A 19,703-nucleotide genomic window follows, 5' to 3' on the forward strand; every position below is an offset into this window, starting at 1 on the left:
TTCTCGTCGGCCACTACGCCTTCCCCCGGACCCGGCGAAATTCGACCACCGTCGGGTATCCGGAAATCGCCGAATCGAAGGGCTCCTGCGCGACGTCGATGCCGTCGGTGAGGGTCCGCAGCACATGCCAGCCGAAGCTGCGCTGGTCGGGCAGTTTCGAGGTGGCCGCGATCCCGGCCACCCGCACGAGTAGATCGTTGTCACCGACGGTGAAGCGGCACTGCAGGGTGCTACCGGGAACGGCGAGTTCGATCAGCGTCGAGCACGCCTCGTCGACGGCCAGCCGGATGTCGGCGACCTCGTCGAGTGTGAAATCGCTGAGCAGGACCAGTGTTTCGGCCAATCCGCGCACGATGGGCAGTTGCGACACGGTGGCCGCCACTCCGATTTCGACGGGTGTGCTGCGCAGTCCCTCTTCAGCCGACATGTTGATCACCCTACGAAGGCTACCCAACTTTGCGTCGCGCAATCGTCGACAGTGCCGAAAACCGGTGTGATCGACCCAGTACACTCACGCGCTGTGTCCCTCTCGAATTCCCACTTTCACCGGCCGTCGCCGATGATCGCGCCGTCCATCCTGTCCGCTGATTTCGCTCGTCTGGCGGAGGAAGTACGCGCCGTTGAGGGAGCGGACTGGCTGCACGTCGACGTGATGGACAACCACTTCGTACCGAACCTGACCCTCGGCTTGCCGGTGGTGCAGAGTCTGCTGAAGACCACCGACATCCCGCTGGACTGCCATCTGATGATCGAGGATCCGGCCCGCTGGGCGCCCCCGTACGCGGAGGCCGGTGCCTACAACGTGACCTTCCACGCGGAAGCGACCGACGATCCGGTCGCGGTGGCCCGGGATATCCGCGCCGCCGGCGCCAAGGCCGGATTGTCGGTGAAACCGAATACCCCCATCGAGCCGTACCTGGAAATCCTGCGCAATTTCGACACGCTGCTGGTGATGAGCGTCGAGCCGGGATTCGGCGGTCAGTCGTTCATTCCGCACGTGCTGGAGAAGGCGCGCGCGGTCCGCCGGCTCGTCGACAGCGGTGAATTGCGTCTGGTCGTCGAGATCGACGGCGGCATCAATATGGACACCATCGAAGCCGCCGCCGAGGCCGGTGTGGACTGCTTCGTCGCCGGGTCCGCGGTGTACGGCACGGACGATCCGGCCGCGACCGTGGAAGCCTTGCGCGAGAAGGTCATCGAGGAGCAGGCGGCGCGGCGCTGAGCCGCGCGGCCTCCACGACCGCGGCCATGGGGACGACCGCCTCGAGATGGTCGGGCGTCTGGACCCAGATCCGATAGCCGGTCCGTTCGTCCTCGGCCGAGGGCAGCACCACGTGACTGCCCGTGCACGCGACCGTCGTGTACAGCCGGAACAGTTCGGCCGCAACGGATGTGCTGACGCCGGCGGAGCACGACGGGCCGGTGATGAAGGTCCAGCGCCGCGCCCGCGGATGGTGCACGACGGGAGTGACCAGTCCGGACTGGGTGAGCTGGCGCAGGACCCGCTCACCCAGATCGGCGGGCATGGTGACCGCGCCGAATTGCTGCCCGATTTCGAGCACGATATGCCGCGATGCGTCGTCCACCGCCGCGGGGAGATGAAAGACGCGGCGATACCGCTCGCAACGATCCGTGAGAGACGTATCGATCACCGTGGTCACGCCGCACCCCCATGAGGTTGTTGTCCAATGAACTGTTGGAATCAACTGCATAACAATATTGCTACCGAATTCGCCCTGGTGCAAGCGTTGGGGTTGAATTCGCTGTCACGTGGGTAACAAATTGAATTCGGCCGCGATCCGAGCCGGTAGAAGCCGGATATTCGACCGGTGAAAACCGTAATTCGATTCCCTTTTCCTGGGATTGTCCCGCTATTCCTTTTCGGCATTCCGCGATACGGCCCTCGGGCAGGGGAGCTGCTCGGTCGGCTCGGCGCGTCGCCGATACGGCGCCCGGTTCGGTGCGCTTTTCCGGTCCGAAAGTCTCGAATGTCCGGCCACGACCGGTCCGTAGGACGGCCGGATGTGCTCTGCTACAGCGCGTCGTTACGCTGATGACACTGCGGCCCGTGGGGAATACCCCGGGCCGCCGGCACCGTTTGCGCTAACGGACGCCCCTACGCGGTGGGCGCCGGGCTGACAGGAGATACGGATGTTCACAGGCATCGTGGAGGAGCTGGGCGAGATCGTCGCCGCCGAGCGGTCCGCGGACGCGGCCAGGCTCACGATTCGCGGCGCGACCGTAACCTCCGATGCCCGCCACGGCGACTCCATCGCCGTCAACGGGGTCTGCCTGACCGTGGTCGACGTCGTCGACGGCGACAGCTTCACCACCGACGTGATGGGGGAGACGCTCAACCGCTCCGGCATCGGCAAACTCGACATCGGGTCGAAGGTGAACCTGGAGCGCGCCGCGGCGGTGAACAGCCGGCTCGGTGGCCACATCGTGCAGGGCCATGTCGACGGCACCGGGGTCATCCTGTCGCGCACCCCTTCCGACAACTGGGAGGTCGTGCGAATCTCGTTGCCCGGCAATCTGGCTCGCTATGTGGTCGAGAAGGGGTCGATCACCGTGGACGGTATCTCGCTGACCGTGTCGGGCCTCGGCGTCGACGACGGCGGCGAGCCCGGGCATCGCGACTGGTTCGAGGTCTCGTTGATCCCCACCACCCGCGAACTCACCACCCTCGGCGCCGCGCCCGCCGGCACCACGGTGAACCTGGAGGTCGATGTCATCGCCAAATATGTCGAGCGACTCCAGCAGCGTGGCTGACCGGAGCAACCGCGACGTCGTACCGGCGACCCGACCCAGTAGGCTCGAGTCGCACCTAATCCGAAGTGGAGCACAGCAGACGTGACCAGGTTCGACACCATCGAGCGCGCAGTCGCCGATCTCGCCGCCGGTAAGGCGGTCGTCGTCGTCGACGACGAGGGCCGGGAGAACGAGGGCGACCTCATCTTCGCCGCGGAGAAGGCAACCCCCGAGCTGGTGGCTTTCATGATCCGATACACCTCCGGCTACATCTGTGTGCCGCTGACCGGTGCGGATTGCGATCGGCTGGGCCTGCCGCCGATGTATTCCATGAACCAGGACAAGCACGGCACCGCCTACACGGTGTCGGTGGACGCGCGAGAGGGCATCAGCACCGGTATCTCCGCCGCCGACCGCGCGACGACCATGCGCCTGCTGGCCGACCCGGCCTCCCGCGCCGACGAGTTCACCCGGCCCGGCCACGTCGTGCCGTTGCGCGCCAAGGACGGCGGGGTGCTGCGGCGCCCGGGCCACACCGAGGCGGCCGTGGACCTGTCCCGGATGGCCGGTCTGAGCCCGGCCGGCGTGATCTGCGAGATCGTCAGCCAGAAGAATGAGGGCGATATGGCCCGCACCGAAGAGTTGCGGATCTTCGCCGACGAGCACGAACTCGCGCTGATCTCGATCGCCGACATGATCGCGTGGCGCCGCAAGCACGAGAAGCAGGTGGAGCGGATCGCCGAGGCGCGCATCCCCACCAAGTACGGCGAATTCAAGGCCGTCGGCTACAAGAGCATCTACGACGACGTCGAACACGTGGCGCTGGTGCGCGGCGATCTGAGTATCGACGCCGGTGACGACGTTCTGGTGCGTGTGCACTCGGAATGCCTGACCGGTGACGTATTCGGCTCGCTGCGCTGCGATTGCGGCCCGCAGCTGGATGCCGCGATGGAGATGGTCGCCGCCGAGGGACGCGGTGTGGTGCTCTACATGCGCGGGCACGAAGGCCGCGGCATCGGCCTGATGCACAAGCTGCAGGCCTATCAGTTGCAGGATTCCGGGCACGACACCGTGGACGCGAATATCGAACTGGGCCTGCCCGCCGATGCCCGCGACTACGGCACCGGGGCGCAGATCCTGGTCGATCTCGGCATCAAGTCGATGCGGCTGCTCACCAACAATCCGGCCAAGCGGGTCGGCCTGGACGGCTACGGCCTGAGCATCACCGAACGGGTGCCGATGCCGGTGCGGGCCAATGCGGAGAATTTGCGGTATCTGCGCACCAAGCGCGACCGGATGGGCCACGACCTGGTCGGCCTGGACGACCTGGACCTCGGCGAGACCGCGCAGTAGTCAGAATTCGTGAAAAGGGGTATCGGTCGATGAGCGGTACGGGTGTACCGGAGTTCGCGCTGGCGGACGCGAAGGACCTGACGGTCGGCATCGTCGCCTCGCGGTGGCACACCACCATCTGCGATACGTTGCTCGCCAATGCCGAGCGGGTGGCCCGGGAAGCGGGCGTCGAGCAGATCACGGTGGTGCGCTGCGCCGGGGCGATGGAGTTGCCGGTGGTCGCGCAGGCGCTGGCTCGCACGCACGACGCGGTCGTGGCGCTGGGTGTCGTGATCCGCGGGGGCACACCGCATTTCGAATACGTCTGCGACGCGGTGACGGCCGGGCTGACGCGGGTGTCGCTGGACGAGAGCACACCGGTCACCAACGGGGTGCTCACGGTGAACACCGAGGAGCAGGCCCTCGACCGCGCGGGCCTGCCGGATTCGGCCGAGAACAAGGGTGAGCAGGCGAGTGCCGCGGCCCTGGATGCCGCGCTGACCCTGCGCGCGCTGCGCCGAGAAGCCTGAACCGATGCCGCCGGTCGTGCACCTGTTCAAACGCGGTCCGCGGCCCCCGGCCGCGGACGGACAGCAGTGGGATCTCGAGGTGCGTCCGCGCCGGGCGGTGCGCACCGCGCGCATCGTGGCGGCCGTGATCGCGGTGTTGTTCATTCTGGCCGGGGCGTTGTCCAGCAATTCGACGACCGGGGTGAACTTCCGCGGTGCCGATCAGGTGGCGATCATCTGCTTCGGATTGTTGCTGGCCGGTGCCGTGCTGCTGCTGACCCGGCCGCGGGTGCGCGTCGGACCGCAGGGCGTCGTCGTGCGCAACATCCTGGGCGACAACGAGTTCCGCTGGGCCGATATTCGCGGCGTCGCGATTCCGGACAAGAAGGCCTGGGCGCGACTGGAATTGGCTGGCGACGAATACGTTCCGATGCTGGCGATCCGCGTCAACGACAAGGATCACGCCGCCCGGGCGATGGATCGCTTCCGCGAACTCGGCGCGAAATACACCGCCGCACAGCAGGACTGACCCGTCAGCGGGCGTCGCCGAGGACGATGCCCTCCCGCCGGGGATCCGCCCCGCCGATCCAGCCGCCGCTCTCGCGCTGCAGGGCGCTGAGCCCGCTGGACTGCGGGTCCACCGAGACCTGATGCCCCATCTCGCGCAGTTTCCGCACCAGCGGATCGTGGGCGCCGTTGTCGGTGGCGTCGATCGCGGGATGTTCCCCGCCCACCCCGGTCACCGGTGTGTTCGCCGCGCCGAAGGCCACCTGCGAGACCGCCTGCTGCGGATCCAGATGCCAATCCAGCAGGCCTACCAGCGTTTTCACCACGAATTGGATGATCACCGAACCGCCGGGGGACCCGGCGACGTCGACCAGTTGACCGCGCGACCCGTCCGGCGTCCGATCGAAGACCAGGGTGGGGCTCATCGAACTGCGCGGCCGCTTCCCGGGCTGTACCCGGTTGGCCAGCGGCACACCGGCCGCATCGGCTGGCTGCGCACTGAAGTCGGTGAGCTGATTGTTCAGGACGAATCCGTCGACCAGATGGAACGATCCGAACGCCGATTCGACGGTGGTGGTCATGGTCGCGGCGTTGCCGTACCGGTCCACCACGGAGATGTGGCTGGTGCCGTGTTCGGGTTGCTGCGCGTCGGTGCCGAGCGGGACCGGACCGAAGTCACCCGGCTGCGCGGTGCCCATGGAATGGTTCGGGTCGATGAGGGCCGCTCGCTGTTTCAGATAGTCCTTGTTCACCAGTGCGGCGGGTGAGCCGCCGGGCAGCGGAACGAAATCGGGATCGGCGATGTACTTGTCGCGGTCGGCGTAGGCGAGCCGCTCGGCCTCCGAGATCAGATGTACCGCTTCGGCTTTCGGTATGCCGCCGTTGCGGTCGAGACGGTCCGGGGACAGGCCGGCGAGGTCGAAATTCTCCAGAATCCCGAGGGTCGCGGCGACGGTGATACCGCCGGAGGACGGATTGGGCATCCCGCAGATCCGGTGGGTGCGGTAGTCGGTGCACAGGGCGGTGCGTTTCTTCGCCTGATATCGCGCGAGATCGTCGAGCGAGATCTGGCCCGGGGTGCGGCCACCGCTGGTGGTCGCTGTCGCGTCGACGATGTCGCGGGCGACCGCTCCGGTGTAGAAGGCGTCGGGGCCGTCGGAGGCCACGGCGCTCAACGTCTTCGCCATGGCCGGATTGGCGAGGTGGAAGCCCCGTGGTTTGGGGGAGCCGTCCGGCTGCAGGAAGTACTGCCTGGCATTCGCGTCCCGGGCCAGGTCCGGGGCCGACTGCGCGATCTGGCTCGCCATCCGGGCGCTGATGTCGAAACCGTTGTCCGCCAGCGAGATCGCGGGACCGAACAGATCGCGCCAGGACTGCTTGCCGTGGTCGCGATGGGCGGCCTCGAGCAGTCGCAGCACGCCCGGCACGCCGATCGACCGTCCACTGGCACGGGTATTCGGTTGCGGCATCGACTGATCGGTGTCGCTGACCCAGCGCAGATAGTTCTCGGTCGCGGCGGCGGGGGCGACCTCACGACCGTCGTAGGCGTCGACCGATCCGGTCGCGGCATCGTAATAGAGCAGGAATGCGCCGCCGCCGATCCCGGAGGCCTGCGGTTCGACCAGGCCCAGTACCGTCTGCGCGGCGATCAGCGCGTCGGCCGCGGTGCCGCCGTCGGCCAGGACCTCGCAGGCGGCGTGGGTGGCCAGCGGATTCGCGGTGGAGACCGCGAAGGTGTGGGTGCGTACCGGGGTCATATCGCTGCGGTATCCGGTGGCGATCTCGGGATTGGTGGCCAGATTCGTCGCACTCGCCGCCGGTCCCGCCGCGGCCGTGATCGGAGTGCCGTCCGGACCTTCGACGCAGCTTCGGCCGGCCTCGGACGTGGTGGGCGAGCAGCCCGTGAGCAGTCCGGTGGTCAGCAGCAGGGCGGCGCTCGCGCCGGCCAGAATCGCTCGCGTGCGCCTCATGCAGGCACTTTAACGCGCACCTGCCCCACCACGCCGGGCATCGTTCCCACACCGGGTAACGTCGAGCCGCCCCGACCTCGACCAAGGGATCACCCCACCGATGAGCGAGACACCAGCACAGACGCACCTGTCCGCGGAGGACAGCGGCTACCACAAGAGCCTCAAGCCGCGGCAGTTGCAGATGATCGCGATCGGCGGCGCCATCGGCACCGGCCTGTTCCTCGGCGCCGGCGGGAGGCTGGCGCACGCGGGGCCGGGACTGTTCCTCGTGTACGCGGTCTGCGGGGTATTCGTCTTCTTCATCCTGCGGGCTCTGGGCGAACTGGTGCTGCACCGGCCTTCGTCAGGGTCGTTCGTCTCCTACGCGCGTGAGTTCTACGGGGAGAAGGCCGCTTTCATCGCCGGCTGGACCTATTTCCTGAACTGGTCGATGACGGGCATCGTCGACACCACCGCGATCGCCACCTATCTGCACTACTGGGGTGCGTTCGGCGCGATCCCGCAGTGGGTGCTGGCGCTGATCGCGCTGTGCCTGGTGTTGAGCGTGAATCTGATCTCGGTCAAATGGTTCGGTGAGCTCGAGTTCTGGGCGGCGCTGATCAAGGTCGTCGCGCTGGTGTCGTTCCTGATCATCGGCATCGTCTTCCTCGGCGGGCGATTCCGGGTCGACGGGGCCGCAACGGGTTTCGGGCTGGTCGCGCAGTCCGGTGGCTGGTTCCCGACCGGAGTGCTGCCGCTGGTCACGGTCGCCTCGGGAGTGGTATTCGCCTACGCCGCGGTGGAGATGGTCGGCACCGCCGCGGGGGAGACCGAGAATCCGCAGCAGATCATGCCGCGCGCCATCAACTCGGTGATCCTGCGTATCGCCGTGTTCTACGTCGGCTCGCTGATCCTGCTGGCGCTGCTGCTGCCCTACACCGCCTACCACGCCGACGAGAGTCCGTTCGTCACCTTCTTCGCCGAACTGGGTGTCCCGCATGCCGGTTCGGTGATGAACCTGGTCGTGCTCACCGCCGCGTTCTCGAGTCTCAACGCCGGTCTGTATTCGACCGGACGCATTCTGCGCTCGATGGCGGTCAACGGCAGCGCACCGCGATTCACCGCGCGGATGAACAGCCGCGGTGTGCCCTACGGCGGCATCGTGCTGACGAGTCTGATCGCACTGGTCGGCATCTGGCTCAACTACCTCGTGCCGGCGCGCGCCTTCGAGATCGTGCTCAACATCGCGTCGCTGGGCATCCTGTCGTCCTGGGCGACGATCGTGCTGTGCCAGCTGGCGCTGTGGCGGCGCTGGCGCCGTGGTGAGCTGGAACGTCCCGCGTTCCGCATGTTCGGCGCCCCGTATACCGGCATCGCGACCCTGGTCTTCCTGGCCGCGATGCTGGTGCTGATGGCCTTCGATCACCCGGTCGGCACCTGGACGGTGGCGAGTCTGGTGATTCTGATCCCGGCGCTGATCGTCGGCTGGTTCGCGGCCCGCTCGCGGGTACTGGAGGTGGCGCGGCTGCGGGAACCGCCCGAGGACGAGCAGCCGGCCAGGCGTTCGGAGTCGGTCCCGGTCGACGACTGATCCGGCCTCTCTAGAGAGTGGCTGTGCTGCTTCGCTTCTCGCGTTCCTCGGCGATGCGGCGTCGCGCCTCGGACCAGTCGATCGGCAGGTCGGCGGCGGGAACGGACCAGAACACGAACGTCGATTCGCGCATCACCGCGCGGGCGCGCACGATGGCCGAGGCGTGTGGATCGGTGTGGGCGTAGGCGCCGATCGCCTCCTGATCGGTCCAGGCCGACAGGGTCCAGAACGTGCGGCGGGTGAGGTCGGCCTTCAGGGCGATACCGAGGGCGCCGGGGGAGCGGCGGGCCTGGCGCCGCAGCACGATCGAGGTGGCGAGAAATCCGGGCACGTGCCGCAGTGACCGGACTTCGAGCCGCGAGGCCATGATCTGGACGGTCTCGGTGGTGGGCCGCTCGACGGTGACCCAGGGCAGTGTGGGCATGGCGGAGAACTTTCGACGACGTGAGTGAATGCTGACGCCTGCCCAACATCGCATGTTCCCCCAATCTTGTCAATGACAAGATTGGTTTCAGGCGCGTACGCTGCGCTCCGCCCGCACATGCCAGCGTCCGTCGTCGGTGCGGGTCAGCCGGATCGGATGGTCGAAACAGGTGCTGATGTTGCCGCTCGTCAGCACCTCGTCCACGGGTCCGCTCGCCACGCACCGTCCCGCGCGCAGCAGCAGCACATGGGTGGTTCCCGGGGGTAATTCCTCGAGGTGATGGGTGACCAGGACCGACGCCAGCTCGGGATGGGTGGCCTGCAGCAGATCGATCCGGTCGATGAGCTGTTCCCTGCCGCCGACGTCGAGGCCGGTGGCCGGTTCGTCGAGCAGGAGCAGCCGCGGCTCGGCGATCAGCGCCCGGGCGATGAGGGCGCGCCCGCGTTCACCTTGGGACAGGGTGGGCCAGCGGGCGTCGCGGCGATGCGACAACCCCATGAGTTCGATGAGCCGATCCGCCTCGACATCGTCTTCGGGCGTCGGTGACCAGCGCTGCTTGATATCGGCGGTACCGGTCAGCCCGGTCAGCACCACCTCGTGCGCGGTGAGAGGGTAGGGCGGATTGTGCCGCGGGTCGACATGGCCGATGGCCGTGCGCAATTCGCGCATATCCACCCGGCCCAGCCGATGGCCGAGAACGTGCACGCCGCCGTGGGTGGGATGTTCGAACGCGCCGAGCATCTTCAGCAGTGTGGTCTTGCCGGCGCCGTTGGGGCCCAGGAGTGCCCAGTGCTCGCCGGCGCGCACCGTCAGCGACACCGCGGACAGGATCGGATTGCGGTTGCGCACGAAATCTACGGCGTCCACCTGCAGGATGGGGGAGTCGACCATGGACCCCACGGTAGCAAACTCCTCAGACAAGCTGATAGGTCGCGGAGTGTGCGAAAAGCGCTGCGAATATGCGGCAACCGTCGACCGGTCGGTATGTGCCCCGCAATCGGATCGGTCGGTTCGATCGAGTTGCCGGAAAAGTGATGTGGATCACGATTGGTCGCTACCCTTTTCCCACCCGGTGCTCGTGCGGAATCACAAGAGATCGTCCCGCGACGAGATGCCGTGGTCAGAAAGGCATCTCGACCATGAGCTCGACCTCGACAGCAGCCGCTCCCACCGTGCTCACCGGATTGTGGCGGCGAAAACTACCGCACTATCCCGATACCCCCGCCCGCTCCTGGTATCTGACGCTCGTGGTGATCACCTCGATCGTGCTGTACTACCAGCTCTTCGTCGCGGGCGCGGTCGGAAATCAGCTGATCGCCTACTTCCACCTCTCCTTCGCCTATTTCGTGTGGATCTTCATCATCGGCGCGGCCTTCGGCGCCGCGGCCTCGGTGGCGGCGGGGCTGCTCGATCGCTGGGGACGGGCCAATATCGTGGCCTACGGGGTGGTGATCTGTTCGCTGCTCACCCTGTTCGCGCTGCCGGCGGCGACCACGAAGATGGCCTATCTCGTCGTCTACTGCGTGGTGAGCGTGGTCGAGGGTGCGGTGCTGGTGGCCACCCCGGCGTTGATCCGGGACTTCTCGCCGCAGCTGGGCCGGGCCTCGGCGATGGGCTTCTGGACCCTGGGGCCGGTGATCGGCGCGCTCGTCACCAGCGAGATCACCGCTCGCACCCTCGACAGTCACCCGGACTGGCAGTTCCACTACCGCCTGTGCGGTGTGATCAGCTGTGCGGTCGCCGTCGTCGCGGTGATCGGTTTGCGCGAACTGAGTCCGCGCCTGCGTGATCAGGTGATGGTGAGCCTGCGCGATCGGGCCCTGGTCGAGGCGCGGGCCAAGGGGCTGGACGTCGAGGCGCTCGAGCGCGGGCAGTGGCGTCAGATGATGCGCGTCGACGTGGTCGGCTCGGCTCTGGCCATCAGCATCTTCCTGGCGTTCTTCTACACCATCGTGTCGTTCCTGCCGGTCTATCTGGCGACGAACTTCGGTTTCACACCGGCGCAGGCCAATGCGCTGGGCAACTGGTACTGGATCGCGAACGCGATCGCGCTGGTGGTGACCGGCATCGTGTCGGACATCCTCAAGGTGCGCAAGCCGTTCATGATCCTGGGTGCCCTGATCAGTATCGTCGGGCTCTACGTCTTCCTCGGCTACACCGATCATCCCGACACCGGCTATTACTCGTTCGCGGTGGTGATGATGGTCATCGCGGTCGGCGGCGGCATCGCCTACGCCACCTGGATGGCGAGCTTCACCGAAACCGTGGAGCGCCGCAATCCGGCCGCGACCGCGGTCGGGCTGGCCGTGTGGGGTGGTGTGCTGCGCACGGTGGTGACCTTCACCCTGTTCGGTCTGCTGATGGTGGTCGACGCGGCCGGACCACTGGTCAACAACGGTCCGCGACTGCAGGAGATCCAGGCGCAGTACGGACCGCAGCTGGCGACCATCCAGACCGTCGGTGCCGAGACCATGACGCAACTCGGTCGCAATCCCGCCGATCCGGCCGCGCAGATGGCCGCACTGACGAAGCTGACCGGCGCGGCGCCCGCCGACATCCAGGCCACGATCGCGTTGAACGCGCGCTATCCGCAGGAATTGGCGACACTGCAGGCCGTGGATCCGGCGACGCTCGGCGCCCTGGCGGTGAATCCGACCGATGCGCGGGCCGCGGGCGCCGCGGTCGGTCAGGTGGCGGCGAAGTTCGGCATCAGCCCGGCCGAAGCGGCGGGGCGGCTGGCCGCGACCCAGCAGGTGCCGCGGGACCAGCTCGCGGTCGCGAGCACGGTCGGCCCGAAACTCGTTACCGCACAATCGCAATTGCAGGCGGTGGCTACCGTCCCGGCCGATGATCTGGCCTATGTCGCCGCGCACGGCCCCGAGGTGAAACAAGCGGCCGCCGATTCTCCGGTGCAGTGGCGGCAGTGGTGGTGGATCTGCCTGATCGCCCAGGTGCTGTTCCTGCCGTTCGTGTTCCTGATGGCCGGGCGCTGGAGTCCGAAGCGGGCCGCCGCCGATGCCGCCGAACACGACCTGCGCGTGCGCCGGGAACTCGTGGCGCTGGCGGAAACGGATGGCGGGACGCAGACCTCGCCAGAGCCGGTGTCGGTTACCGAAAGCGCTTCCGGCGCAGGTGAATCGGCGGAGGGTGAGGCCGCGCCGCCGGCCGAGCCGGCGCCTGCGGGATAGTTCCGCGCCGCGTATCGAGGTCCGGAACGGGCGGCATGTGCGTTTTGTACCTCGATCGCCGAATGCCGGCGGGTGTGCTCGCCGATGCGGTTCAGCACTCCAGCTGGTCGGCCAGATCCTCGAAATCTGTGACATTGAGGTCGAATTCGTCGCTGAAGGCGGTGTCCGCCAGGGCCGGATCGCCGAATTCGAGCGGTCGTGCGACGAAGGCGGTGCGGAAGCCGAGGGCGGCCGCGGCCCGGATGTCGTACTTGTGGCTCGCGACCATCATGATCTCGAACGGCTGGGCGCCGAGGTAGTGCGCTGCCATGCGGTAGGTGCGGGGATCGGGTTTGTGCGCACCCGCCATCTCGGCCGTGAACACCGCGTGCCACGGGAAATCGCAGTGCCGGGTGATGCCGACGACCGCGTCGACGTCGGCGTTCGACAAGGTCGCGAGCGTATAGCGGCGTCGCAGGCGGGTCAGGCCCGGCACCGCGTCCGGCCAGGGATCCAGGCGTTTCCACACGGAATTCAGTTCGGCACGGACATCGGAGGTTACCTCCATGCCGCGCTCGGTGAGCAGGTCGTCGAGCGCGGTGCGATAGATCGAATCGACGCTGACCCAATGGTCGCCGACCGCGGCGGTGCCACGGAAATACGCTGCGCGCCAATCGTTCACGAACGCGGACCAGTCCCGGCCGGGATACCGCTGCCCGAGCAGTGCCGCGGCCGCCGCGACGACGGTGGAATGAAAATCGGTGGCGGTGCCCTGGACGTCGAACAGCAGAGCCTTCGGCCGATCGTTCATGCTCGCGATCGTATCGGCGGCCGGCCGGCGAGCCGCGCGGCCTATCGACCCCGCTGTGTGATCTGGATAACATCTGATTCGGGGGTCGACTCGGAGACAGCGGGTCCGCGCCGCCGTCGGTGATCCCGCCGACGCGCGAGGCCCGGATGGGAGCGAGATCATGCAGACCCGTACCGATGAGATAGCTGACCGGATCTACCGGATATCCACCTTCGTGCCGGAGGTCGGTCCCACCGGATTCAGCTTCAACCAGTTCCTCGTCGTCGACGAGGAGCCGCTGCTGTTCCACTGCGGCATGCGCGCGCTGTTCCCGCTGGTGAGCGAGCAGATCAACGCGATCGTGCCGGTCGAACGACTGCGCTGGATCACCTTCGGCCACGTCGAGGCCGACGAATGCGGGGCGATGAACCTGTTTCTCGCCGCCGCGCCGCACGCGCAGGTGGCACACGGAATTCTCGGGTGTCAGGTCTCGCTCGACGATCTCGCCGACCGGCCGCCACGCCCGCTGGCCGACGGGGAGGTCATCGAATTGGGCGAGCGCCGCGTCCGTCATATCGACACTCCGCACGCACCGCACAACTGGGAGTCGCGGGTGCTCTACGAGGAGACCACGGGCGTGCTGTTCTGTGGTGATCTCATGACCCAGGTCGGCGACGGACCCGCACTTACCGAATCCGACGTGGTCGGTCCGGCCGTTCTCGCCGAGGACGTCTTCCGGGCGACGTCACTGGGACCCGCGGTACCAGCCGCCCTGTACGGATTGGCGGAGCTGAATCCGGCGACCCTGGCGGTGATGCACGGCTCCAGCTTCGCCGGCGCAGGCGCCGGCGCGCTGCGGGCACTGGCGGCGGACTACGAGAGACGCTTACGTCCAGCATGATCGGTTCCGCGCCGGACCGGGCGCCTCGATCCGGCGCACGACGGCGGGCGGGTGTATGCCGCCGCGACACCGGGTATGCCGTAGGCGCGCCGAGCGGCGGGTACGGCCCTACACTCGGCACACACATTCGACGGAGGTGATCGGCGGTGCATCCCCAGGATCCGCGTGAGCAGCACACCACGCGGTACGACAGCGGTTATCAGCCGGGCGGGTATCAGGAACCCGCCTACCGGCAGGATCCCGCATACCAGCCCTACCGGACGCCGGGCGGAGCGCCGCCCGCGCCCCGGCGGCCCGAGGTCAACGTGGGCATGTTCGCTGGCGGGGTGCTCGCCACCGCGGTCGTGACCGCGCTGGCGGCCTGGCTGTGCGCGTGGATCATCGACGTCGTCGCCACCCGTGCCACCGAGAGCGGCAAGTTCGGGGTCTGGAACCCGATGGCCGAGCAGGGCTACTGGTTCGCCGTGGTCGCGTTCCTGTGTGCCCTGCTCGCCGGCGTGCTCTGGTACCTGCTGCATCTGGGCACGCCGTCACCGGACATGTTCTTCGCCTGGATCGTCGGGATCCTCATCGCGGCCGCGGTGGTCATCCCGCTGACGCTGTCCAGCGATATCTGGGTGGGAGTGTCCACCGCCATCGAACATCTGGTGATCGGCCTGCCGATCTTCAGCCTGACCCGCACCGTCGGCGCGAAGAGCCTGGAGCGGCCCTAACGCGGCAGCCGGGCCAGCGCGAGCCCGGCCGCGCGACCGGAGAAGATGCATCCGCCGAGGAAGGTGCCTTCCAGCGCGTTGTAGCCGTGGACGCCACCGCCGCCGAAGCCGGCGACCTCACCCGCGGCGTACAGGCCGGGGAAGGGGTCGCCGTCGGAGCGGATCACCTGCGAGTCGAGGTTGGTCTGCAGACCGCCCAGCGTCTTGCGGGTCAGCACGTTCAGGCGTACCGCGATCAGCGGACCGTGCGCGGGATCGAGAATCCGGTGCGGTGCCGCGACCCGGCCCAGTTTGTCGCCGAGTGAGCGCCGCGCGTTGGCGACCGCCATCAACTGCGCGTCCTTGCTGTATTTGTTGTCCAGTTCGCGATCGCGGGCGACGATCTGGTGTTCCAGCGCGGCGACGTCCAGTTGCGGGCCGCGCGCGATCTCGTTCATGCCGCGCACCAGTTCCGGCAGGGTGTCGGCGACGACGAAGTCCACGCCGTGCCGTTTGAACGCCTCGACCGGGCCGGGGGCACCCTTGGCCGCGCGGCTCTTGAGGGTGAGTTTGAGGTCCTTGCCGGTGATGTCGGGATTCTGCTCGGAACCCGAGAGCGCGAACTCCTTCTCGATGATCGACTGGGTGAGCACGAACCACGAGTAGTCGTAGCCGGTGTCGAGGATCGCCTTCATCGTGGCGTTGGTGTCGAAACCAGGGAAACACGGTGCGGGCAAACGCTTTCCGTTCGCGTCGAACCACAGCGACGACGGTCCCGGAATGATACGGATGGCGTGATCGGGCCAGATCGGGTCCCAGTTGTGAATGCCCTCGGTGTAGTGCCACATCCGGTCGCGGTTCACGATGCGCCCGCCGGCCGATTCGGAGATCGCGAGCATGCGGCCGTCGACGTGGGCGGGCACGCCGGAGATCATGGTCTGCGGGCAGGGACCGAGCCGTTCGGTGGGCCAGTTCTTGCGGATCAGGTCGTGGTTGTGGCCGATACCGCCGGAGGACACCAGCACCGCCGGGGCACGGAAATCGAACTCGCCCACCGTCGTTCGCGACGAGGCCACGCCGCGATCCAGGTCGCTCGGTTCCAGGACGCTGCCCCGCACGCCGACCACCGCGTCGTCCTCGACGATCAGATCGTCGACCCGGTGCCGGAACGCGAATTCGACCAGTCCGCGCTGTTCGGCGGCCAGTACCGGTTCCAGGAAGACGCGCAGCACCTCCGGCCCGGTACCCCAGGTGAGGTGAAAGCGAGGCACCGAATTGCCGTGCCCGTCGGCGGTGGCGCCGCCGCGTTCGGCCCAGCCGACCAGGGGAGTCACCCGCAAACCGAGATCGTGCAGGTATTGCCGTTTCTCCCCGGCCGCGAACTCGACGTAGGCGCGCGCCCACTGGCGAGCCCAGTGGTCCTCGTCGTCGCGATCGAATCCGGCCGAGCCCAGCCAGTCCTGCCAGGCCAGCGCGAAGGAGTCCTTGATGCCGAGGCGCCGCTGTTCCGGGCTGTCGACGAGGAACAATCCGCCCAGCGACCAGAACGCCTGCCCGCCGAGATTGTTGCGATTCTCCTGGTCGAGTACCAGCACCCGCCTTCCGGCACGCGTCAGTTCGTACGTGGCCACCAGTCCGGCCAGCCCGGCTCCGACGACGATGACATCCGGCTGTTGTGACGGTGCCACGGGCACTCCTCCGCATTCGGCGCGATTTGGATACATTCGTGTATCGACCGTGTTCAAGGTAGCAGATTCGAGCCGTCGCGACCCCGGCTCCGGCATATCTGTCGGTGGGCCATGGCAGATTCGGTGCGTGCGCACCATCACCTCCGCCGCGGCCCGCCGGGCCGCACTCGCCGCCCAGGGATTCGCCACCGCCGCCCGCGAGCGCTCGGACGGATCCGGGGGCGCGAGCCGCCGCACCGTGCTCGGCGTCGTCCGCAATACCAAACTGCTGCAGCTGGATTCGGTCGCGGCGGTGGTACGGGCGCAGTACGCGCCGGTGTTCGCCCGGATCGGCGCCTACGATCGCACGCTGCTCGACGAGGCGATATGGGAACACAGTGCGCGGCGGCCGCGCCGGCTCGTGGAGTACTGGGCACATGAGGCGGCGCTGATTCCGGTGGAGGATTGGCCGCTGCTGCGGTGGCGGATGGCCCGCTACGCGCACGGCCGCTGGGGCGGGGCACGCCGGGTACTCGACGAGAATCCCGATCTGCCCGGCCGGGTGCTGAACGTGATCGACCAGATCGGGGCGTGCACCGCCGCGGAGGTGGAACGGCAGCTCGAGCTGAATCGCCCGCGGCGCAAGGACCATTGGGGCTGGAACCACAGCGACACCAAGGTCGCGTGCGAGATGTTGTTCGCCACCGGGGAGCTCTCGGTGGACAAGCGGGTCGGCTTCCAGCGGCACTACGACCTCACCGAGCGCGTGCTGCCGGCCGAGGTTGTGAGCCGCCGCGTCGACGAAGCGGAGGCGGTGCGTGAGCTGGTCCTGCGGGCCGCCGACGCGTTGGGGGTGGCCACCGAGACCGACCTGCGCGACTACTACCGGCTGCATCGGCGCCAGTGCGAACCGGCGCTGGCCGAGCTGGTCGACGCCGGAGAACTCGAGCCGGTGCGGGTGGACGGCTGGGACAAGCCGGCCTACCTGCGTACCGGGGCACGGATCCCACGGCGGGTCGACGGCGCTGCCCTGCTGTGCCCGTTCGACCCGCTGATCTTCTTCCGGCCCCGGACCGAGCGGCTGTTCGATTTTCACTACCGGATCGAGATCTACACCCCGGAACACAAACGGGTGCACGGCTATTACGTCTTTCCGTTCCTGCTCGACGGTGAGCTCGTCGGCAGGGTGGACCTGCGCGCGGACCGTGCGAGCGGCCGGCTGCACGTGCTCGGAGCGTTCGCCGAACCCGATCGGCCGCACGCGCGTATCGCTCACGAACTGGCCGGGCAGTTGGAGGCGATGGCCGGGTGGCTCGAGCTCGAGACCGTCGTGGTCGGCGAACGCGGCGATCTGGCGGCGGCGCTGGCCGTCGAAGTGGCTGCCCGCGAACGGCTTTCGGTGCCGGCCGGGGTCAGCGTCGGGGAGCCGGGGTGATGCCCGGGACCGCCGCGTCGGGGGAGGTGACCGCTGTGCGGGCCGCCTCGGCCTCGTCCGCGGCGCGACCCCACCGCCCGGCGAGCGCGGCGCAGGTGATCAGCTGGATCTGGTGGAAGATCATGAGCGGCAACACGATCAGGCCGACCGGATGTCCGGCGAACAGGACCGTCGCCATCGGCAGGCCGGTGGCCAGACTCTTCTTGGATCCGCAGAAGATCACCACGATGCGGTCGGCCCGCTCGAATCCGAGCAGCCGGGCCGCGCCCGCCGTCACGCCCAGCACCACCGCCAGCAGGACGATCGCCACACCCACGACCGCCAGCAGACGGCCCACGGCCAGTCCCTGCCAGACGTGTTCGACCATGCCCGCGCTGAAGGCCGCGTAGACGACCAGATACACCGAACCGCGATCGACGACCTTGGTGAGGGTGGTGTGCGCCAGTAACCGATGCAGCTTCGGTCGCAGCAGCTGACCGGCGATGAAGGGCAGCAGCAACTGCACCACGATCTCCACGATCGACATCGGCGAGACGGTGGCGTCACCGGTGGTCTGCATCAGCAGCATCACCAGCAGTGGCGTCAGGAAGACGCCCAGCAGGTTCGACACCGATGCGCTGACCACCGCGGCCGCGACATTGCCACGCGCGATGGCGGTGAAGGCGATCGAGGACTGCACCGTCGAGGGCAGCAGGCACAGGTACAGCATTCCCGTGTAGAGCTCGTCGCTGAGCACCGAGGGGACCAGCAGCCGCATCGCCAGGCCGAGCAGCGGGAACAGAACATAGGTCGCGGTGAGCACCGTGGTGTGCAGCCGCCAGTGCCGCAGGCCGGCCAGCGCCTCGCGGGGTTCGAGCCGGGTGCCGTACAGCAGGAACAACACGGCGATCGCTACCTTGGTGACCCATCCCAGGACGTCGGCCGCGCCGCCGCGCGCGGGCAGGATCAGGCCGATGGCCATCGCCGCGAACAAGCCCAGCAGGAAGCCGTCGATACGGAGTTTGGCCAGCAACGTCACCTCGCCACGGTACGGCGCGAGGCACTGATCGCCAAAGTCGATGGAAGCGATATCTATGAACGAGTATCGTGATGAGTGTGTTCGATCCGGAATTGCTGCGCACCTTCCTGGCGGTCGAACGCGCCGGCGGGTTCACCGCGGCGGGCCGCATCCTCGGTCTACGCCAGTCCACGGTCAGCGGGCATATCGCCCGGCTCGAGCAGGCCGCGGGCCGCGAACTGATCCGCCGCGACACCCGCAATCTGGCGCTGACCGCCGACGGGGCCGCGATGGTCGGCTTCGCGCGCAGCATCCTCGACGCACAAGCCCAGGCCGACCGCTACTTCTCCGATTCCCGCCTCACCGGACTGATCCGGCTGGGCGCCTCCGACGACCTGGTGGCCCGCGAACTGCCCGACGTCCTGCTGGAATTCCAGCGCTCGCATCCGGGCGTGGATCTGGAACTGATCGTCGGGCTCAGCGAGAACCTCAAGACGAGAATGGCGGCGGGGGAGCTGGACCTGATGGTGGCCAAACGGCTGCCCGGCGAGCGGCACGGGGAACTGCTATGGCGCGACCGGCTGGTGTGGGCCGGGCGCTCGGGCGTCGGCGACATCGTCGATCCGGTGCCCGTCGTGACCTATCCGCCGCCGAGCCTGACCCGGCACGTGGCACTGCGCGCACTCGAGCGGGAGGGCCGGACCTGGCGGATCGCCTGCGTCAGCGACAGCCAGCTCGGGCTGCGGGCCGCGGTGCTGGCCGGTCTGGGAGTCGTGGCGCACGCCGAAACCCTGCTTCCGCCAGGGCTTTTCGCGGTCGAGGACGAGAAGCTGCCGGAATTGGGTGAGCTGGAGTTCGTGCTGCTGCGCCGGCACAGCCGGCTCTCCGAACCCGAGCAGGCACTCTGCGACGCGATCCTCGCCGGCGCCCACCGGATGCACCGATGACGACGACGGTCCGCGCGTCATCCGCTGTCGGTGCCGGTCGTTAA

The 19,703-nt window shown here is 67.9% G+C and carries 19 protein-coding genes; 11 read left to right on the top strand and 8 right to left on the bottom strand.

Features of this window, described 5'->3' with window-relative positions:
* Positions 1 to 13: 13 nt before the first annotated feature.
* Complete coding sequence (locus tag IRT45_RS06740) at positions 14 to 436, bottom strand: anti-sigma factor (protein WP_036502614.1); 423 nt, start codon at positions 434 to 436, stop codon at positions 14 to 16.
* 123 nt (positions 437 to 559) lie between these two features.
* Here IRT45_RS06740 and rpe point away from each other — a divergent pair, with 123 nt between their 5' ends.
* Positions 560 to 1,222: a ribulose-phosphate 3-epimerase gene (gene rpe, locus IRT45_RS06745; RefSeq protein WP_036502611.1), complete on the top strand. Its 663-nt coding sequence runs from the start codon at positions 560 to 562 to the stop codon at positions 1,220 to 1,222.
* Here the strand turns inward: rpe and IRT45_RS06750 are convergent.
* Positions 1,194 to 1,661: a hypothetical protein gene (locus IRT45_RS06750; RefSeq protein WP_228533803.1), complete on the bottom strand. Its 468-nt coding sequence runs from the start codon at positions 1,659 to 1,661 to the stop codon at positions 1,194 to 1,196. The two genes, rpe and IRT45_RS06750, sit on opposite strands and share 29 nt — an antisense overlap.
* 490 nt (positions 1,662 to 2,151) lie before the next feature.
* On the opposite strand from IRT45_RS06750, the gene IRT45_RS06755 reads away from it, so the two are divergent.
* From IRT45_RS06755 to IRT45_RS06770, 4 genes are all read left to right on the top strand, one after another.
* Complete coding sequence (locus IRT45_RS06755) at positions 2,152 to 2,772, top strand: riboflavin synthase (protein WP_194805009.1); 621 nt, start codon at positions 2,152 to 2,154, stop codon at positions 2,770 to 2,772.
* Between the two features lie 81 nt (positions 2,773 to 2,853).
* Entirely contained in the window at positions 2,854 to 4,104 is a 1,251-nt protein-coding gene (locus IRT45_RS06760; protein ID WP_194805010.1) for a bifunctional 3,4-dihydroxy-2-butanone-4-phosphate synthase/GTP cyclohydrolase II, read from the top strand.
* 29 nt (positions 4,105 to 4,133) lie between these two features.
* Positions 4,134 to 4,613 (top strand): 6,7-dimethyl-8-ribityllumazine synthase, encoded by a 480-nt coding sequence (gene ribH, locus IRT45_RS06765; RefSeq protein WP_194805011.1) that lies wholly within the window; start codon positions 4,134 to 4,136, stop codon positions 4,611 to 4,613.
* Positions 4,614 to 4,617: 4 nt separating this feature from the next.
* On the top strand, positions 4,618 to 5,121 hold the full coding sequence (locus IRT45_RS06770) for a PH domain-containing protein (RefSeq protein ID WP_194805012.1): 504 nt from the start codon (positions 4,618 to 4,620) through the stop codon (positions 5,119 to 5,121).
* A gap of 4 nt (positions 5,122 to 5,125) precedes the next feature.
* Here the strand turns inward: IRT45_RS06770 and ggt are convergent, their stop codons facing one another.
* Positions 5,126 to 7,069, bottom strand: a complete 1,944-nt coding sequence (ggt, locus tag IRT45_RS06775; RefSeq protein ID WP_194805013.1) for a gamma-glutamyltransferase — start codon at positions 7,067 to 7,069, stop codon at positions 5,126 to 5,128.
* Between the two features lie 100 nt (positions 7,070 to 7,169).
* Between ggt and IRT45_RS06780 the strand changes: the two genes are divergently transcribed.
* Entirely contained in the window at positions 7,170 to 8,639 is a 1,470-nt protein-coding gene (locus IRT45_RS06780; protein WP_194805014.1) for an amino acid permease, read from the top strand.
* Positions 8,640 to 8,649: 10 nt separating this feature from the next.
* Here IRT45_RS06780 and IRT45_RS06785 read toward each other — a convergent pair whose 3' ends face one another.
* The gene (locus IRT45_RS06785) at positions 8,650 to 9,063 is read right to left on the bottom strand and encodes a DUF3291 domain-containing protein (protein WP_194805015.1); all 414 of its coding nucleotides are present in this window, start codon (positions 9,061 to 9,063) and stop codon (positions 8,650 to 8,652) included.
* 87 nt (positions 9,064 to 9,150) lie between these two features.
* Positions 9,151 to 9,954 carry an ABC transporter ATP-binding protein gene (locus IRT45_RS06790; protein WP_194805016.1) on the bottom strand — a complete coding sequence of 268 codons (804 nt, stop codon included), beginning with the start codon at positions 9,952 to 9,954 and terminating at the stop codon, positions 9,151 to 9,153.
* A gap of 248 nt (positions 9,955 to 10,202) precedes the next feature.
* Here IRT45_RS06790 and IRT45_RS06795 point away from each other — a divergent pair, with 248 nt between their 5' ends.
* Complete coding sequence (locus tag IRT45_RS06795; RefSeq protein WP_194805017.1) at positions 10,203 to 12,251, top strand: MFS transporter; 2,049 nt, start codon at positions 10,203 to 10,205, stop codon at positions 12,249 to 12,251.
* A 91-nt stretch (positions 12,252 to 12,342) separates the two neighbouring features.
* On the opposite strand, the gene IRT45_RS06800 is transcribed toward IRT45_RS06795, so the two are convergent.
* The gene (locus IRT45_RS06800; RefSeq protein WP_194805018.1) at positions 12,343 to 13,041 is read right to left on the bottom strand and encodes a haloacid dehalogenase type II; all 699 of its coding nucleotides are present in this window, start codon (positions 13,039 to 13,041) and stop codon (positions 12,343 to 12,345) included.
* 160 nt (positions 13,042 to 13,201) lie between these two features.
* On the opposite strand from IRT45_RS06800, the gene IRT45_RS06805 reads away from it, so the two are divergent.
* The gene (locus IRT45_RS06805) at positions 13,202 to 13,921 is read left to right on the top strand and encodes an MBL fold metallo-hydrolase (RefSeq protein ID WP_194805019.1); all 720 of its coding nucleotides are present in this window, start codon (positions 13,202 to 13,204) and stop codon (positions 13,919 to 13,921) included.
* 146 nt (positions 13,922 to 14,067) lie between these two features.
* Complete coding sequence (locus tag IRT45_RS06810) at positions 14,068 to 14,634, top strand: hypothetical protein (protein ID WP_194805020.1); 567 nt, start codon at positions 14,068 to 14,070, stop codon at positions 14,632 to 14,634.
* Here the strand turns inward: IRT45_RS06810 and IRT45_RS06815 are convergent.
* Positions 14,631 to 16,301, bottom strand: a complete 1,671-nt coding sequence (locus IRT45_RS06815) for an FAD-binding dehydrogenase (RefSeq protein WP_309240820.1) — start codon at positions 16,299 to 16,301, stop codon at positions 14,631 to 14,633. The genes IRT45_RS06810 and IRT45_RS06815 overlap by 4 nt on opposite strands.
* Before the next feature lie 127 nt (positions 16,302 to 16,428).
* Here IRT45_RS06815 and IRT45_RS06820 point away from each other — a divergent pair, with 127 nt between their 5' ends.
* Positions 16,429 to 17,715: a winged helix-turn-helix domain-containing protein gene (locus IRT45_RS06820; protein ID WP_194805022.1), complete on the top strand. Its 1,287-nt coding sequence runs from the start codon at positions 16,429 to 16,431 to the stop codon at positions 17,713 to 17,715.
* Here the strand turns inward: IRT45_RS06820 and IRT45_RS06825 are convergent.
* The gene (locus IRT45_RS06825; protein ID WP_194805023.1) at positions 17,693 to 18,733 is read right to left on the bottom strand and encodes a bile acid:sodium symporter family protein; all 1,041 of its coding nucleotides are present in this window, start codon (positions 18,731 to 18,733) and stop codon (positions 17,693 to 17,695) included. The two genes, IRT45_RS06820 and IRT45_RS06825, sit on opposite strands and share 23 nt — an antisense overlap.
* A gap of 71 nt (positions 18,734 to 18,804) precedes the next feature.
* Here IRT45_RS06825 and IRT45_RS06830 point away from each other — a divergent pair, with 71 nt between their 5' ends.
* The gene (locus IRT45_RS06830) at positions 18,805 to 19,659 is read left to right on the top strand and encodes a LysR family transcriptional regulator (protein ID WP_194805024.1); all 855 of its coding nucleotides are present in this window, start codon (positions 18,805 to 18,807) and stop codon (positions 19,657 to 19,659) included.
* Positions 19,660 to 19,703: the final 44 nt, after the last annotated feature.

The sequence above is a fragment of the Nocardia sp. BSTN01 genome (assembly GCF_015354405.1).
Lineage (GTDB): Bacteria > Actinomycetota > Actinomycetes > Mycobacteriales > Mycobacteriaceae > Nocardia.

Excerpts from the sequence above, each read along its gene's own strand:
- ggt (WP_194805013.1), bottom strand. The coding sequence starts at position 7,069 with ATGAGGCGCACGCGAGCGATTCTGGCCGGCGCGAGCGCCGCCCTGCTG.
- IRT45_RS06755 (WP_194805009.1), top strand. The coding sequence starts at position 2,152 with ATGTTCACAGGCATCGTGGAGGAGCTGGGCGAGATCGTCGCCGCCGAG.
- IRT45_RS06800 (WP_194805018.1), bottom strand. The coding sequence starts at position 13,041 with ATGAACGATCGGCCGAAGGCTCTGCTGTTCGACGTCCAGGGCACCGCC.
- IRT45_RS06770 (WP_194805012.1), top strand. The coding sequence starts at position 4,618 with ATGCCGCCGGTCGTGCACCTGTTCAAACGCGGTCCGCGGCCCCCGGCC.
- IRT45_RS06830 (WP_194805024.1), top strand. The coding sequence starts at position 18,805 with ATGAGTGTGTTCGATCCGGAATTGCTGCGCACCTTCCTGGCGGTCGAA.
- IRT45_RS06795 (WP_194805017.1), top strand. The coding sequence starts at position 10,203 with ATGAGCTCGACCTCGACAGCAGCCGCTCCCACCGTGCTCACCGGATTG.
- ribH (WP_194805011.1), top strand. The coding sequence starts at position 4,134 with ATGAGCGGTACGGGTGTACCGGAGTTCGCGCTGGCGGACGCGAAGGAC.
- IRT45_RS06785 (WP_194805015.1), bottom strand. The coding sequence starts at position 9,063 with ATGCCCACACTGCCCTGGGTCACCGTCGAGCGGCCCACCACCGAGACC.
- IRT45_RS06790 (WP_194805016.1), bottom strand. The coding sequence starts at position 9,954 with ATGGTCGACTCCCCCATCCTGCAGGTGGACGCCGTAGATTTCGTGCGC.
- IRT45_RS06780 (WP_194805014.1), top strand. The coding sequence starts at position 7,170 with ATGAGCGAGACACCAGCACAGACGCACCTGTCCGCGGAGGACAGCGGC.
- rpe (WP_036502611.1), top strand. The coding sequence starts at position 560 with ATGATCGCGCCGTCCATCCTGTCCGCTGATTTCGCTCGTCTGGCGGAG.
- IRT45_RS06805 (WP_194805019.1), top strand. The coding sequence starts at position 13,202 with ATGCAGACCCGTACCGATGAGATAGCTGACCGGATCTACCGGATATCC.